Origin of the sequence: Vibrio sp. SG41-7 (assembly GCF_014164465.1) — a bacterium.
Taxonomy (GTDB): domain Bacteria; phylum Pseudomonadota; class Gammaproteobacteria; order Enterobacterales; family Vibrionaceae; genus Vibrio; species Vibrio splendidus.
Genome location: NZ_JACJFF010000107.1, coordinates 1 through 16,430 on the forward strand (window position 1 = coordinate 1; position 16,430 = coordinate 16,430).

Below are 16,430 nucleotides of genomic sequence, written 5' to 3' on the forward strand. Positions count from 1 at the left end.
GAGTCGTATCGTGTTGGTTAATCAGCGTGATTTTTTGTTCATTGGATAGTGTTATTTTCATGTCACCTAGCATGATCCTCATTTTGGCTAAAATCAAGCACCTTCAATGATCACGGGTATATGTATCAAGTTTGATGTAACTGTCTATAAAACAAGCTCAAAGGATTGACCATTCGCATATGCACCATTACACTCATCTTGGCTTAAATAATAATAAAATCATTAATATAAAAATTTCGTTGGCAAGGAAAATAAAATGGACTCAATATCTAAGAGACCTAGAACTAGGCTTTCACCTTTAAAAAGAAAACTTCAATTGATGGAAATCGCTCTTGAGGTATTCTCTCGCCGCGGTATTGGTCGTGGTGGACACGCTGATATTGCAGACATCGCTCAGGTGTCTGTAGCAACCGTATTTAACTACTTCCCGACCCGTGAAGATCTGGTTGATGAAGTACTAAATCACGTTGTACGCCAATTCTCTAACTTCCTTTCAGACAATATCGATCTGGATATTCACGCAAAACAAAACCTACATAATATTGCGACTGAAATGGTGACGTTAGTGGCTCACGATAGCCATTGGTTGAACGTATGGTTTGAATGGAGCGCTTCGACTCGTGATGAAGTATGGCCTCTATTCGTAACCACCAACCGCACTAACCAAATGTTAGTACAAAACATGTTTAGCAAAGCGATTGAACGCGGCGAAGTTTGCGACGATCACGATCCTAAACATCTAGCGAACCTATTCCACGGCATCTGCTACTCACTGTTCATTCAAGCGAAACGTGTAGAAACGCCAGAAGAGCTTTCAAGCTTAACGGATAGTTACTTGAACATGCTGTGCATTTATAAGTAGATTCGAGTAAATAATTTAAGGGTTGGCCTAATCGGTCAACCCTTTTTTTATAGAATGGAATGGCTCTTCGCATCCCGAAGCGCAGCGTACTCGCATCTCGGAGTGAAACGTTCCTGTTCCTTACTTCAGATATAAAAAAACCGCTGACGAATCAGCGGCTTTTAAAAACATTAGCGAGTGGCTAAAGAAGAATTACTTCTTCTTTTTTACTGCTTTTTTGTTTGGAAGGTCAGTGATTGAACCTTCGAATACTTCCGCAGCTAGACCAACAGACTCGTGTAGAGTTGGGTGAGCGTGGATAGTAAGAGCGATATCTTCTGCATCACAACCCATTTCGATTGCTAGGCCGATTTCGCCAAGAAGTTCACCACCGTTAGTACCAACAACAGCACCACCGATTACGCGATGAGTATCTTTATCGAAGATCATCTTAGTCATACCGTCAGCACAGTCTGAAGCGATTGCACGACCAGAAGCAGCCCAAGGGAAAGTAGCAACTTCGTAGTTCAGGCCTTCCGCTTTCGCTTCTTTCTCAGTCTTACCTACCCAAGCAACTTCTGGCTCAGTATACGCAATTGATGGAATTACTTTAGGATCGAAGTAGTGCTTCTTACCAGAGATAACTTCAGCAGCTACGTGACCTTCATGCACACCTTTGTGAGCAAGCATTGGTTGACCAACAACGTCACCGATCGCGTGGATGTGAGGAACGTTAGTACGCATTTGCTTATCAACATTGATGAAACCACGCTCATCAACTTCGATACCCGCTTTTTCAGCGTCGATAAGTGCACCGTTTGGAACACGACCGATAGCAACAAGAACAGCATCGTAGCGCTCAGCTTCAGCTGGTGCTTTTTTGCCTTCCATTGAAACGTAGATACCGTCTTCTTTCGCTTCAACAGCAGTAACTTTAGTTTCAAGCATTAGCTTGAACTTGTTCTTGATGCGCTTAGTGAAGACTTTAACGATGTCTTTATCCGCAGCAGGGATAACTTGATCGAACATCTCAACAACTTCAACTTTAGAACCTAGAGAGTGGTAAACCGTACCCATCTCAAGACCGATGATACCGCCGCCCATGATAAGCAGTTTTTCTGGTACTTCGTTTAGTTCTAGTGCATCCGTAGAATCCCAAATACGTGGGTCTTCATGTGGGATGAAAGGAAGTTTGATTGGGCGAGAACCCGCTGCAATGATTGCATTATCAAAGTTAATTGTTGTCGTTTCTTCGCCAACAACTTCGATGCTGTTAGGACCAGTAAACTTACCGAAACCGTTAACAACAGTAACATTACGCATCTTAGCCATACCGCCAAGACCGCCAGTCAGTTGATCAACTACTTTGTCTTTCCAGATACGAACTTTGTTGATGTCCGTTTGTGGCTCGCCGAATACAACGCCGTGCTCTGCCATCGCTTTTGCTTCTTCAATTACTTTAGATACGTGAAGAAGTGCTTTTGATGGAATACAACCAACGTTTAGACATACACCACCAAGAGTGCTGTAACGTTCAACTAGTACTGTTTCTAGACCTAAATCCGCACAACGGAATGCCGCTGAGTAGCCAGCAGGACCTGAACCAAGTACAACAACTTGGGCTTTAATTTCTTTGCTCATTGTGACCTCTTGTAGTCATTATCCCTAACAGGCTGAGTAGATGTTCTTAAAATTATTGGGCTTTCAAACAGGAAACATTTTACAGAGATGTTAACAGTGTGAAAGTAGCTTTAAGTTAGCCTGTGAGCTAGACAACAATTCCCCCGCAGTTTATGAGAAATGCCGGAAACTGTTCTCTAAAAATAGTCTTTATATAAAGAATTAAGGTGACCCGAAAGTCACCTTAATAATTACTTTCTCAATTACAGTACTAGACGACGAATGTCAGATAGTGCGCTGTTTAGGAAAGTAATGAAGCGTGCACCTTCAGCACCATCGATCACGCGGTGATCGTATGATAGAGACAGTGGAAGCTGTAGACGTGGTTGGAACTCTTTACCATTCCAAACTGGCTTAATCTCAGACTTAGATACACCTAGGATACCTACTTCTGGAGCATTTACGATTGGAGTAAATGCAGTACCGCCAATACCACCAAGGCTAGAGATTGTGAAACAACCGCCTTGCATGTCTGCTGCTGTTAGCTTACCAGAGCGTGCTTTCTTAGAAACAACCATTAGTTCTTCAGATAGCTCGTAAATACCTTTCTTGTTCACGTCTTTGAAAACAGGAACAACTAGGCCGTTTGGTGTATCAACTGCGATACCCACGTTTACGTACTTCTTAAGAATGATGCTTTCGCCATCGTCAGATAGAGAAGAGTTAAACGCTGGGAATGCTTCTAGCGCTTTAGCAACAGCTTTCATGATGAACACAAGTGGAGTGATCTTCATACCAGTGTCTTTCTTCGCTTCGATTGCGTTCTGTTCTTTACGGAATGCTTCTAGCTCAGTGATATCTGCATTGTCCCACTGTGTAACGTGCGGGATCATTACCCAGTTACGGTGCAGGTTAGCGCCAGAGATCTTCTTAATCTTAGAAAGCTTCTGAACTTCAGTTTCGCCGAACTTGCTGAAGTCAACTTTTGGCCACGGTAGTAGACCAAGAGCAGAACCGTCGCCGCCTTTGCCAGATGCTGCAGCACCAGACTCTAGACGCTTAAGTGCATCTTTAACGTAAGACTGAACGTCTTCTTTAAGGATACGGCTCTTACGACCAGTACCTTTAACCTTAGAAAGGTTAACGCCAAATTCGCGAGCAAGACGACGAACAACTGGAGAAGCGTGCGCGTAGTCACCGTTCTCTTGGAAGTCGCCAGCTGCTGGAGCTACTGCTTCTGCTTTAGGAGCAGGTGCTGCTGCCGGAGCTGCTGCTTGTGCTGGAGCGGAAGCCGCTACTGCTACTGGAGCTGCGCCTTCAACAACGAAAGTCATGATTGAAGAGCCTGTTGACACTTTGTCGCCAGCTGCAATCTTGATTTCTTTTACTGTACCAGCGAATGGTGCAGGCACTTCCATTGAAGCTTTGTCGCCTTCAACAGTAATTAGAGATTGCTCTTCTTCTACTGTATCGCCAACCGCTACCATGATTTCAGTAACTTCTACTTCGTCGCCACCGATATCAGGAACGTTCACTTCTTTCTCAGCAGATGCTGCTGGAGCCGCTGCAACTGGTGCTGCCGCTGGAGCAGGAGCTGCCGCTGGAGCAGGAGCTGCTGCAACTGGAGCGCCAGAACCTGCCACTTCAAATACCATTACTAGAGAACCAGTAGATACTGAATCACCAGAAGCGATCTTGATTTCTTTAACGATACCAGCGAATGGTGCAGGAACTTCCATTGAAGCCTTGTCACCTTCAACAGTAAGAAGAGATTGCTCTTCTTCTACTGCGTCGCCAATAGCTACCATGATTTCAGTTACTTCAACTTCATCACCGCCGATATCAGGAACGTGAACTTCTTTAAGCTCAGCTGCTGCAGGAGCAGCTGCAACTGGTGCCGCCGCTTCAACTGCTGGAGCAGCCGGTGCTGCTGCAGCACCTTCCGCTTCGAAGATCATGATAAGAGAACCAGTAGAAACAGAATCACCTTCTGAAATCTTGATTTCTTTAACGATACCCGCTTGAGACGCAGGAACTTCCATTGAAGCTTTGTCGCCTTCAACAGTGATCAGTGACTGCTCTTCTTCAACCTTGTCGCCAACGTTTACAAGAATCTCAGTTACTTCAACCTCGTCAGCACCGATGTCTGGTACATTAATTTCGATTGTCATTGTATTTACCTACCTTAATGCCAGTCTTATGCGTATTGCGGGTTAGTTTTTTCAGTGTCGATATCGAACTTAGCAATTGCTTGTGCAACTACAGACTTCTCGATATCACCACGTTTAGCCAGTTCAGTTAGAGCTGCAACTACGATGTAGCCAGCGTTAACTTCGAAGTGACGACGTAGGTTTGCACGGCTGTCAGAACGGCCGAAACCATCTGTACCAAGTACTTTGTAAGACTCAGTTGGCATGTACGCACGTACTTGCTCAGCGTAGTTCTTCATGTAGTCAGTCACTGCGATTGCAGGTTCTTTACCAAGAACAGTCGTGATGTACGGTACTTTCTCTTCAGCTTCTGGGTGAAGCATGTTGTCACGCTCTACTGCTTGGCCGTCACGAGTTAGTTCGTTGAACGACGTTACAGAGAATACGTCAGATGCTACGCCGTACTCTTCGCTTAGAATTTCAGCCGCTTTACGCGCTTCGTTCATGATAGTACCAGAGCTCATTAGTTGAACTTTGCCCTTAGCACCAGCGTGAGATTCAAGCTTGTAGATACCCTTACGAATGCCTTCTTCAGCGCCTTCTGGCATTGCTGGCATTGCGTAGTTCTCGTTCATTACTGTTAGGTAGTAGTAAACGTTCTCTTGGTTCTCACCGTACATGCGACGGATACCGTCTTGCATGATAACCGCTAGCTCGTAAGCAAACGTTGGGTCGTAAGAGATACAGTTAGGGATCGTGTTCGCTTGAATGTGCGAGTGACCATCTTCGTGCTGTAGACCTTCGCCATTCAGTGTTGTACGACCTGCAGTAGCACCTAGTAGGAAGCCACGAGCTTGTTGGTCGCCTGCTAACCAAGCCATGTCGCCAATGCGTTGGAAACCGAACATTGAGTAGTAGATGTAGAACGGGATCATCGGTAGATCGTTTGTGCTGTATGATGTTGCAGCAGCAACCCATGAAGCCATAGAACCTAGCTCGTTGATACCTTCTTGAAGAACTTGACCAGACGTTGCTTCTTTGTAGTAAGAAACGATGCCTTTATCTTCAGGTGTGTATTCTTGACCGTGTGGGTTGTAGATACCAACCTGACGGAATAGACCTTCCATACCGAATGTACGAGCTTCATCACAGATGATAGGAACAATGTTCTTACCAATGTTCTTATCTTTAAGAAGGATGTTTAGCGTACGTACATAAGCCATAGTTGTAGAGATATCACGCTTCTGCTCACCTAGTAGAGGTGCGAATGCGTCTAGCTCAGGAACCTTGAACTCTTGAGTAAACTTAGGAAGACGTGCAGGCGTGTAACCGTGAAGAGCGTTACGACGAGCGTGCATGTATTCGTATTCAGGCGTGCCTTCTTCTAACTTCAGGTAAGGAAGCTCTGTGATTTTCTCATCAGAAAGAAGGTCTTCTAGGCCTAGGCGATCACGTAGGTGTTGAACATGAGTCATGTCCATTTTCTTAACACCGTGTGCAATGTTCTTACCTTCAGCCGCATCACCCATGCCGTAACCTTTAACAGTCTTAGCTAGGATTACAGTTGGCTTACCGTTTGTCTCTTGTGCATTGTTGAATGCAGCAAACAGTTTAGAAGAATCATGACCACCACGTTTAAGAGCGAAGATTTCGTCATCAGTCATGTCTGCAACTAGTGCAGCTGTTTCTGGGTACTTACCAAAGAAGTGCTCACGTACGTATGCGCCATCTTTAGATTTGAATGTCTGGTAGTCACCATCGATAGTTTCGTTCATTAGTTGAAGAAGCTTACCAGTCGTGTCTTTAGCCAGTAGTGAATCCCAGTTGCTACCCCAGATAACTTTAACAACGTTCCAACCTGCGCCTTTAAATAGGCCTTCAAGTTCTTGGATGATGCTACCGTTACCCATTACAGGGCCGTCTAGACGCTGTAGGTTACAGTTGATTAGGAAACATAGGTTGTCTAGCTTCTCACGCGCAGCGAAAGAGATAGCACCACGTGATTCTGGCTCATCCATCTCACCGTCACCTAGGAACGCGTATACGCGTTGCGCTGAAGTTTCTTTCAGGCCACGGCCGTCAAGGTACTTAAGGAAGCGCGCTTGGTAGATCGCAGAGATCGGACCAAGACCCATAGATACAGTAGGGAACTGCCAGAACTCAGGCATCAGTTTCGGGTGCGGGTAAGAAGGGATACCTTTACCATCAACTTCTTGACGGAAGTTATCTAGCTGTTCTTCAGTTAGACGACCTTCAACGAATGCACGAGAGTAGATACCTGGAGAGATGTGACCTTGGTAATAAACTAGATCGCCACCGTCTGTCTCGTTTGGAGCACGGAAGAAGTGGTTGAAACATACTTCGTAGAACGCTGCAGCTGACTGGTAAGAAGCCATGTGACCACCAAGGTCTAGGTCTTTCTTAGAAGCACGCAATACAATCATGATTGCGTTCCAGCGAATAATCGAACGAATACGACGCTCAAGAGTTACGTCACCAGGGTAAGCTGGCTCTTGTGCTGCTGGAATTGTGTTGATGTAGTTTGTGTTGATGCCTGTAGCCATATCAACACCATCTAAACGCGCTTTATCTAGAACTTGTTCTAGTAAAAACTGTGCACGTTCTACACCTTCTTCACGTACTACTGACTCAAGAGCTTCTAACCAATCTTGAGTTTCCAGAGCATCAACGTCATGCTTCATGTCAGACATGGCGATCTATCCTTTTTGTTAGTTGGATTCTACTAAACACGTAAATAACCGAAGTATTACGGCTATTTACCCTGTTGAATTCGACGTAAAGAACGTTCGCGGCGCGATTCTTCTTTGGTCAAATCCATCAATGTTTCTTCGATGTAAGCTAAATGAGAATGTGACATTTCACGCGCCTGTTCTGGCTGCCCTGAAACGATCGCATCTACAATGTTAGCTCGATGTATACTCACTTTCTCCACAACGTCTTTACGACGATGCAACAGCTTTAAATTTTCTAAGACATTTTGTTCGAGTAACGGAGCCAAACTACGAACAATGTGTAATAACACCACATTGTGCGCTGCCTCTGTTAAAGCAATAAGAAAAGCCATCACTGCTGCAGATTCGGCTTCAATATCACCCTTATCTTGCGCGCCGTGAATTTTTTCTTGGCATGCTTGAATTCGAGCAAAGTCTTCATCAGTGCCACGCAATGCCGCAAAGTAAGCCGAAATCCCTTCCATCGCATGACGCGATTCCAACAAGTCTAGTTGGGTTTCAGAATGGGACGACAACAAATTAAGCAAAGGATCTGAAAAGCTTTTCCAGATATTTTCGCTAACAAACGTACCTCCACCTTGACGGCGAGTAAGCAAGCGTTTTGCTTCTAAACGTTGTATCGCTTCTCGGATTGAAGGACGAGACACATCGAACTGTTTCGCTAGTTCGCGCTCAGGCGGCAACTGCTGCCCTGGAGCCAGTGTTCCTTCCACTATCAACCTTTCTAACTCTTGTTCGATAACGTCCGAGAGTTTTGGCTGACGAATCCTTTGATAAGCCATAGTTTGTTGTTCTTCTTTTTCTTCGCTGACAATTGGTAATACCAATTTTAAGTTGGGCAGAAATTAACATAATTAAAACGCCACTGTCCAGTGCAAAATTGACCTGCATCATAGAACACAGCATGAATTAACCATGATTTAACAAATGAAATTTAAAACAGCAACCAAATTGGTCTTACCATTTACAGGGGTAATACTTTTGGGGAGGTTTCGTGCTAGAAAGTTTCAGGATAAAAATGAATTGTTTCAGAAAGATTAGTGCCACTTGTTTAAAAATCAAACCAAGCGCACATTTAGGATGGAAATTCTGTTCATAAGTTTTAATAAATTAGCGTTTGATAAGCTCGTCACACTCTCGATTTATTGATGCTCTCCTCTCCACCACTTTCTTTACATAGCAACAACAAAAATTCACAAGTCATTATGCCAGGCGTTGACTATTCAACGCCTAACAGCAGTAAGGCTATCTTAAAGTTGAGGCTTAGCCCTTGAGCTTTTCTTTAAATTTCTGCCAGTCGAAAACCAAGCCAGGATCGGTTTTGCGCAGAGGCGCAATATATTGGTGGCCTGTGATTCGTTCAGTGGTAATTTGAGGGAAGCTCGATACCAGTGTTTCCGTTAATTGGGTAAGCGCTTGATACTGCTGCTCGGTGTAAGCCACAAAGTCACTGCCTTCCAGTTCAATGCCAATCGAGTAGTCATTACATCTTTCACGGCCAGCGAAGCTCGATTGACCCGCATGCCAAGCTCGATCTAAGAAAGAAACGAACTGCACCACTTCCCCATCGCGACGAATCAAGCAATGTGCCGAGACGCCCATTTGGTGAATCACCTTAAAAAACGGATGCTCAGTGGGGTCAAGTTTTCCCGTAAAAAACTGTTCGATGTGAGGCCCACCAAATTGACCCGGTGGTAAACTGATATTGTGGACCACCAGCAAAGAAATATCGTCACCCTTTGGCCTTGCATCAAAATAAGGGGAAGGAACATGCCGAGCGTTGTCATACCATCCGTTGGAGCTGATCGTCATCTTAGTCTCACTTTCTTTTCTGCTAGCACAATAAGATGTGACGTTGCCCATAGAGCAGTCGCGCTAGCCTCTTTAATTTGAAGTTAAGCAAGAGTATCATTCCATTCCCACTCCCTTTCAAGATTAGATTTGCGATGAAAAACACACATAACAGCCACCAACGCCTTGATTACTTAAAAGAGCAACTGCCGCTAGAGATCACTCGCTCAGTGGCTGAGACCATCAAAGAAGATCTAGGCGGAACGTTAGATCCAGCGGCTGATATCACGGCAAGTCTAATTCCCGCAGACGCAATCAACAGCGCAACCATCATTACGCGTGAGCACGGTGTGTTCTGTGGTAAAGCTTGGGCTGATGAAGTGTTTAAGCAGTTGGGCGGAGAAGTGACTATCGAGTGGAACGTAGAAGATGGCGACAAAGTTGAACCAAACCAAACGCTTTGTAGCTTAACTGGCCCAGCACGTGCACTATTAACTGGCGAGCGTAATGCAATGAACTTCATTCAAACGCTATCTGGCTGTGCGACAACAACAGCGATCTACGCAGACAAAGTTAAGCACACAGAATGCCGCCTGTTAGACACTCGCAAAACAATTCCTGGCCTTCGCAGCGCACTAAAATACGCTGTCGCTTGTGGTGGCGGTTTCAACCACCGCATTGGCGTTTTTGATGCTTACCTAATCAAAGAAAACCACATCATCGCCTGTGGTGGCATTGAGAAAGCTATCTCTACTGCAAAAGAGCTAAACCCAGGTAAACCTGTGGAAGTTGAAACGGAAAGCCTAGCAGAGCTAGAGCAAGCGATCAGCGCTGGCGCAGACATCATCATGCTAGACAACTTCACCACAGACATGATGCGCGAAGCGGTTAAAATCAATGCGGGCCGTGCTGCATTAGAAAACTCAGGTAACGTCACATTAGACACTATCGCAGAGTTCGCTGAAACGGGTGTTGATTACATCTCTGTTGGTGCACTCACTAAGCACTTAAAAGCGATGGATTTATCAATGAGATTCAAAGCTTAATCTATTGAAATATAAATAACTTATTCATAAAGGCACGGTTAACTACCGTGCCTTTTTTATTGCCTAATTTATCAGTATTTCAATCACTTATTTAAGTTGGTCGCATAATTTTGCGCGCCATATGAAACACCACACTAATAAACACGAAACCACTCGCGACCAAACCTGAACACCATTCCACTTCCCCATCTCGACTTCTATTCTTTCCATCAACCAGTGCGTGCACTGAAACAAACTAAACAATGGAATAGAACAATGAAAAACAAAAACAAAAGAACAAATCAGAAAGGCTTTACGCTGATTGAATTGATGATTGTGGTGGCAATTATTGGGGTGTTATCGGCGATAGCTGTGCCTGCATATAAAGACTATGTAACAAAAAGTCAGGTTTCATCTGCACTAGCTACAATTAAATCACTTGTCACGCCCGCTGAACTTATCATTCAAGAGGAAGGGGATATCAGTGGTGCGATAACCCTCCTTGGGGTATCTGCGGGTTCCAATACTCTAGGAACACTATCTATTGGTACTGATAAAAAGTCGATTGAATTCAAATTTAACGATGGGAGCCTCAAAGACAAAAAGTTAACTATGACAAGAGATGATAATACTGGCTGGTCATGCGACCCAGACTCTGGCGTTCCATCAGTTGAAGGTTGCAGCTAAATTTAATGCTAACCAACCTCCCAACCGTTCTCCGTCAGGCTAACTTACTTAGTCTGACTCAAGAACAAGCCGTTGCGGAACATATACATGCTTCAGATATATCTACACCTGAAGCTTTGCTCGTTCTGGATCTCTTCAGCGGCGATTCCTTAGCAAACAATATCAAAACCATCTTCGGCTTACCGTTAGTGCAACTAGCCAGTACTGACTACGAAACCTTGTGTGAGCAATTGGGGCTTCGTGAGTTGATCACCAAGTATCGCGCCATTCCAATTTCAGTTTCTAGCTCCACTCTCACACTCGCCTCTGCTGACCCGACCGATTTACAAGCTGAAGATGACTTTCGATTTGCGACAGGATTGCAGATCGAATTGGTTGTCGCTAATTACTCTGAATTAGAAGGCGCAATACGAAAGCTGTATGGCCGTTCGATTTCCGGGCAAGACTCAAAGCGCAAAGAGATCACCCAAGATGAGCTCGCTAACCTTGTTGAGATATCTGATGACGAGATAACTTCGATTGAAGACCTCAGCCAAGATGACTCCCCTGTCAGTCGCTTTATCAATCAGATTCTAGTCGATGCAGCACGTAAAGGCGCATCGGATATCCACTTCGAACCTTATGAAGAAAACTACCGCGTACGTCTACGTTGCGATGGCATCCTTGTCGAAATTCAACAGCCCGCTTCTCACTTAAGTCGTCGCCTATCGGCTCGCCTGAAGATTCTCGCCAAACTCGATATCGCCGAGCGTCGCTTACCTCAAGATGGTCGTATTAAATTACGTTTAAACGACGAACTGGCGATTGATATGCGTGTATCTACACTGCCAACATTATGGGGAGAAAAGATCGTTCTTCGTCTTTTAGACAGCAGCGCTGCCAATCTCGATATCGATAAGCTCGGTTACAGCGAGGATCAAAAAGCACTCTACCTTAATGCATTGAAACGCCCGCAAGGTATGATCTTAATGACCGGTCCAACCGGCAGCGGTAAAACGGTTTCTCTTTATACTGGCCTTCGAGTGCTCAACACCACTGAACGCAACATCTCAACAGCCGAAGACCCTGTTGAAATCAACCTGTGTGGTATCAATCAGGTACAAGTGTCACCTAAGATCGGCTTTGGTTTCGCTGAAGCATTGCGATCATTTTTACGACAAGATCCTGATGTGGTGATGGTCGGAGAGATCCGTGATTTGGAAACCGCAGAGATCGCGATCAAAGCCTCGCAAACAGGCCACTTAGTGCTTTCGACACTGCACACCAATTCGGCAGCAGAAACGGTGACTCGCCTCTCTCATATGGGAATAGAACCTTTTAACCTCGCTTCATCATTAAGCCTGATTATCGCCCAACGACTGGCAAGACGATTGTGCGACCACTGTAAAGCCACTGATGACTCGCCTGATATATTTCTACGCCACTCTATTCCCAATAGCCAAATCATCTACAAAGCCAGCTCACAAGGATGCAATGAGTGTAATCAGGGATACTCGGGGCGAGTCGGTATCTATGAAGTCATGCCTTTTAGCGACCAATTGAAAAATAGCCTGATCGAAAAACCGAACGCGTTAGCCATTGAAAACTTAGCGCGCCGAGAAGGCATGAGAACTTTACAAGAATCAGGGCTAGATAAACTGCTTGAAGGCACCACCAGCTATCAAGAGCTACAACGTGTTCTATACCTATAATTCACGGAGCCGAAAATGAGTAGTAAAAGCAAACAATCACAACTAAAAAACTACCATTGGAAGGGAATCAATAGTTCTGGCAAGAAAGTGTCTGGGCAGAGCTTAGCGCTCACCGAATTAGAAGTGCGAGAGAAGCTCAAAGAGCAGCACATTCAGATTAAGAAAATCAAAAAGAAAAGCATCTCAGCAATCACTCGTTTAACCCATCGAGTCAAAGCCAAAGATATCACTATTTTGACTCGCCAACTGGCTACCATGTTGGCGACTGGTGTGCCGATCGTGCAGGCCATCAAGTTGGTGTCAGACAATCACCGCAAAGCAGAAATGAAATCGATTTTATCGCACATCTGCAAAGGTGTAGAAGCCGGCACGCCAATCTCAAAAGCGATGCGAACCGCAAGCCGCCACTTTGATGACCTCTATACCGACTTGATCGCGACAGGCGAACTCTCCGGCAACCTTGCACAAGTATTTGAACGCTTGGCGACCTATCGTGAAAAGAGTGAGCAACTAAAATCCAAGGTTATAAAGGCGCTCATCTATCCTGCAATGGTTGTTGCGGTCGCCCTTACCGTTTCCTACTTAATGCTGACCATGGTCATCCCTGAATTTGAATCGATGTTTTCTGGTTTCGGAGCAGACTTACCTTGGTTCACCCAGCAAGTACTTTATCTTTCCCATTGGATGCAGGCTTATAGTTTCTATAGTGCCATCGGTATTGGTTTACTAATTCTGTCTTTTCAGCAACTGCGTCAGCGATCCTACTCGATTCGACTTTCAACCAGTCGCCTTGGCTTACGTTTTCCTATCTTGGGTGCTGTCATAACCAAGGCATCGATTGCAAAGTTCAGCCGGACGCTATCAACCAGTTTCAGTTCTGGGATTCCCATCTTAACCAGCCTTAAAACAACAGCTAAAACGGCGGGTAATCTACATTATGAATCGGCCATCATTGAGGTTCACCGTGAGACTGCCGCAGGCATGCCGATGTACATTGCAATGCGCAATACCAATGCCTTCCCGGAGATGGTTTTGCAGATGGTGATGATTGGTGAAGAATCAGGAAATCTTGATGATATGCTCAATAAAGTCGCCTCCATTTACGAGTTCGAAGTAGACAACACCGTCGATAACCTAGGTAAGATTCTAGAGCCACTGATCATCGTATTTTTAGGCACCGTAGTTGGCGGACTTGTTGTCGCGATGTACTTACCGATCTTTAATCTTATGAGTGTGTTAGGATAGTTAAAAGCAACTAAACACCCATGAGCAGCCAACCTCTGCTCACCTTGATTAAGTGGTAAAGGACACTATGGAAGTATTTCACTACTATCCTTGGCTATTCCCCGTATTAGCTTTCATTTTTAGCCTTCTTATCGGCAGCTTCCTCAACGTAGTCATCCACCGTTTACCGATAATGATGGAACGAGAGTGGCAACAAGAGTGCTCGGAGTATTTCTCTCAATATAAAATTCCAGCACCAGAGGGAAAGTTCAATCTCAGTATCCCTCGTTCTACCTGCCCGAAATGTAAAACCCAATTAAGAATCATCGACAATATTCCAGTATTAAGTTGGTTGTTCTTAAAGGGCAAGTGCCATAGCTGTGCTAACCCAATCAGCGCTCGTTATCCATTGGTCGAACTGCTTACGGCGATACTTTGTACCGTAGTCGCGAGCCACTTTGGTTTCAGTTACTACGCCATTGCTTTGATTTTTTTCACGTTTGCATTGATTACCGCAACCTTTATCGATCTCGATACTATGCTGTTGCCTGATCAAATTACCTTGCCTTTAGTTTGGTCTGGTATCGCGTTAGCTCTGTTTAATATCAGCCCTGTATCGCTTCAGGATTCCGTGATTGGCGCAATGGCAGGCTACCTAGCACTTTGGTCGGTTTATTGGCTGTTCAAGCTGTTAACAGGCAAAGAAGGTATGGGTTACGGTGATTTCAAGTTACTAGCTGCACTTGGCGCCTGGCTTGGTTGGCAACATATCCCAATGATCATTCTTCTATCCTCACTTGTCGGCTTAGTTTTCGGATTGATTCAACTTCGCTTGAAACAACAAGGTATAGATAAAGCCTTTCCATTTGGACCTTACCTTGCAATTGCGGGTTGGGTGAGTTTGATGTGGGGCAACGACATCATGGGCTGGTATTTCACTTCTGTACTAGGAATTTAACCATGGCAATTATTATCGGATTAAGTGGTGGTATCGCCAGTGGAAAAACCACCGTTGCTAACCTCTTCAATGAGCATTTTAATATTGATATTGTCGATGCTGATATCGTTGCACGCGAAGTCGTTGCAGTGGGCAGTGACGGCTTAAAGCAGATTACTGATCGTTTTGGTGAGACGATCTTGCTTGAAGATGGATCACTTAACCGAAGTAAGCTGCGTGAGCTAATCTTCTCGGATCCCACAGAGAAACAATGGCTCAATGACCTGCTTCATCCCATGATCCGTAACAAAATTGACAGTGACCTGTCTAAAGTCACATCCCCTTATGGTTTATTAGTCGCACCGCTATTGGTTGAAAACCAAATGCAAAGCATGGCCGATCGCGTATTAATCGTTGATGTGCCAACAGAAGTACAAATAGAGCGTACGATGAGTCGTGATAATGTTTCTAGGGAACAAGTGGCATCAATTTTAAAATCACAGGCTTCAAGAGAACAACGCTTAGCAGTTGCAGATGACGTGATTAAAAACCATACTAAAAACCAAGAACTTTTGCCTCAAATCACAGATTTACATCAAAAGTATCTGGCAATCAGTACTGTAGATGGGTCAGAATAGAATAATGTTGAATGAAGGTTTGCTCGATGATCACCCACAAATTTGAACATCCTCTAAATGAGAAAACACGCATCTACTTAAGAGTTGAATCACTCTTGAGGCAGCTGCACTTGTCTTCTACATTTTCCGATGCTCAACAGTATCAACTCTTTTTCCGTTCCATCTTTGATCTGATTGAAATCTTCGAACAGATCCAGCTCAAGAGTGAACTCGCAAAAGATATTGAGAAGCAGCGTGTAACCTACAAAAGCTGGTTAGATGTTGAAGGTGTTGATCAAGAGATGCTGACTTCACTACTCAACGATATTAGTAACATCTATCGTGAACTGATGCAGGCGGAGCGTTTTGGGCAGTCACTTAAAGAAGACCGCTTCTTGAGTGCCATACGTCAACGCTTTAATTTGCCAGGTGGCTCATGCTGCTTTGATTTACCCGCACTGCATTATTGGCTGCATCTTCCTCTCGATAAGAGAATGCGAGATGCCAAAGCTTGGATGGATAGCCTACAGCCTCTGTATGAAGCGCTAACGCTATGGTTAAAGCTCACCAGAGAGACTGGTCACTTTAAAGAGCAAATTGCTCGCGCAGGCTTCTTCCAGAGCGATGCTGATGAAGCGAATATCCTTCGCCTTTCTATTCCAATGCAATACGGTGCTTACCCGATGATCTCCGGGCATAAAAACCGTTTTGCCGTTAAGTTCATGAGCTTTGAGACAGGACAAGCCTGTACTCAAGACATCGAATTTGAATTGGCTGTCTGCAGCTAATTAATTTCCTTTTATAGTTTGGCTTAAGCCCTCGCTCGAGCCTAAACTCTTTCTTACAATACCCTCTAATTAAGAATCACTATGTCGAAAAAAATCACCATCGTTAAATGCCCTCAATGTAATGCCGACGTTGAATGGGGCGAACAAAGCCCACACCGCCCGTTTTGCAGTAAGCAATGTCAGATGATTGATTTCGGTGAATGGGCAGACGAAGAGAACAGCATCGCTGGCGCACCAGACATGTCAGATAGCGATGGTTGGTCGGAAGACCCACACTAAGCGAGTAGCGAGTAGCAAGTAGCAAGT

Annotated in this window: 14 protein-coding genes; 9 read left to right on the plus strand and 5 right to left on the minus strand. The window is 44.7% G+C overall.

The annotated features are described in order from the left end of the window. Positions 1–256: 256 nt before the first annotated feature. Positions 257–862 carry a LuxR/HapR/OpaR family quorum-sensing transcriptional regulator gene (locus H5300_RS20645; RefSeq protein WP_017079965.1) on the plus strand — a complete coding sequence of 202 codons (606 nt, stop codon included), beginning with the start codon at positions 257–259 and terminating at the stop codon, positions 860–862. A gap of 192 nt (positions 863–1,054) precedes the next feature. Here H5300_RS20645 and lpdA read toward each other — a convergent pair whose 3' ends face one another. The 5 genes from lpdA to ampD all read right to left on the minus strand — a co-directional run bounded on the left by lpdA (position 1,055) and on the right by ampD (position 9,227). Further along, positions 1,055–2,482 (minus strand): dihydrolipoyl dehydrogenase, encoded by a 1,428-nt coding sequence (gene lpdA, locus H5300_RS20650; protein WP_004735450.1) that lies wholly within the window; start codon positions 2,480–2,482, stop codon positions 1,055–1,057. Between the two features lie 242 nt (positions 2,483–2,724). Further along, positions 2,725–4,632 (minus strand): pyruvate dehydrogenase complex dihydrolipoyllysine-residue acetyltransferase, encoded by a 1,908-nt coding sequence (aceF, locus tag H5300_RS20655; protein ID WP_182796749.1) that lies wholly within the window; start codon positions 4,630–4,632, stop codon positions 2,725–2,727. Between the two features lie 26 nt (positions 4,633–4,658). Beyond that, positions 4,659–7,322 (minus strand): pyruvate dehydrogenase (acetyl-transferring), homodimeric type, encoded by a 2,664-nt coding sequence (gene aceE, locus H5300_RS20660; protein WP_017087407.1) that lies wholly within the window; start codon positions 7,320–7,322, stop codon positions 4,659–4,661. Positions 7,323–7,384: 62 nt separating this feature from the next. Continuing rightward, a complete protein-coding gene (gene pdhR, locus H5300_RS20665; RefSeq protein WP_004735446.1) occupies positions 7,385–8,146 on the minus strand; it encodes a pyruvate dehydrogenase complex transcriptional repressor PdhR in 762 nt (253 codons plus the stop codon). A gap of 481 nt (positions 8,147–8,627) precedes the next feature. Further along, the gene (ampD, locus tag H5300_RS20670; protein WP_182796750.1) at positions 8,628–9,227 is read right to left on the minus strand and encodes a 1,6-anhydro-N-acetylmuramyl-L-alanine amidase AmpD; all 600 of its coding nucleotides are present in this window, start codon (positions 9,225–9,227) and stop codon (positions 8,628–8,630) included. An 83-nt stretch (positions 9,228–9,310) separates the two neighbouring features. Between ampD and nadC the strand changes: the two genes are divergently transcribed. The 8 genes from nadC (at position 9,311) to yacG (ending at position 16,403) form a co-directional block, all read left to right on the plus strand. After that, positions 9,311–10,201, plus strand: coding sequence for a carboxylating nicotinate-nucleotide diphosphorylase (nadC, locus tag H5300_RS20675; protein WP_017079961.1), 891 nt, complete (start codon positions 9,311–9,313; stop codon positions 10,199–10,201). Positions 10,202–10,456: 255 nt separating this feature from the next. After that, positions 10,457–10,867: a pilin gene (locus H5300_RS20680; protein WP_102498675.1), complete on the plus strand. Its 411-nt coding sequence runs from the start codon at positions 10,457–10,459 to the stop codon at positions 10,865–10,867. Between the two features lie 5 nt (positions 10,868–10,872). Continuing rightward, the gene (gene pilB / locus H5300_RS20685; RefSeq protein WP_182796751.1) at positions 10,873–12,558 is read left to right on the plus strand and encodes a type IV-A pilus assembly ATPase PilB; all 1,686 of its coding nucleotides are present in this window, start codon (positions 10,873–10,875) and stop codon (positions 12,556–12,558) included. Positions 12,559–12,573: 15 nt separating this feature from the next. Next, positions 12,574–13,803 carry a type II secretion system F family protein gene (locus tag H5300_RS20690; protein WP_182796752.1) on the plus strand — a complete coding sequence of 410 codons (1,230 nt, stop codon included), beginning with the start codon at positions 12,574–12,576 and terminating at the stop codon, positions 13,801–13,803. 67 nt (positions 13,804–13,870) lie between these two features. Continuing rightward, the gene (locus H5300_RS20695; protein ID WP_182796753.1) at positions 13,871–14,740 is read left to right on the plus strand and encodes an A24 family peptidase; all 870 of its coding nucleotides are present in this window, start codon (positions 13,871–13,873) and stop codon (positions 14,738–14,740) included. 2 nt (positions 14,741–14,742) lie between these two features. Continuing rightward, positions 14,743–15,357 carry a dephospho-CoA kinase gene (gene coaE / locus H5300_RS20700; protein WP_065205145.1) on the plus strand — a complete coding sequence of 205 codons (615 nt, stop codon included), beginning with the start codon at positions 14,743–14,745 and terminating at the stop codon, positions 15,355–15,357. Between the two features lie 26 nt (positions 15,358–15,383). Then, positions 15,384–16,124, plus strand: a complete 741-nt coding sequence (zapD, locus tag H5300_RS20705; RefSeq protein ID WP_017087400.1) for a cell division protein ZapD — start codon at positions 15,384–15,386, stop codon at positions 16,122–16,124. Between the two features lie 81 nt (positions 16,125–16,205). Then, positions 16,206–16,403 carry a DNA gyrase inhibitor YacG gene (yacG, locus tag H5300_RS20710; RefSeq protein WP_004735515.1) on the plus strand — a complete coding sequence of 66 codons (198 nt, stop codon included), beginning with the start codon at positions 16,206–16,208 and terminating at the stop codon, positions 16,401–16,403. Positions 16,404–16,430 lie beyond the last annotated feature (27 nt).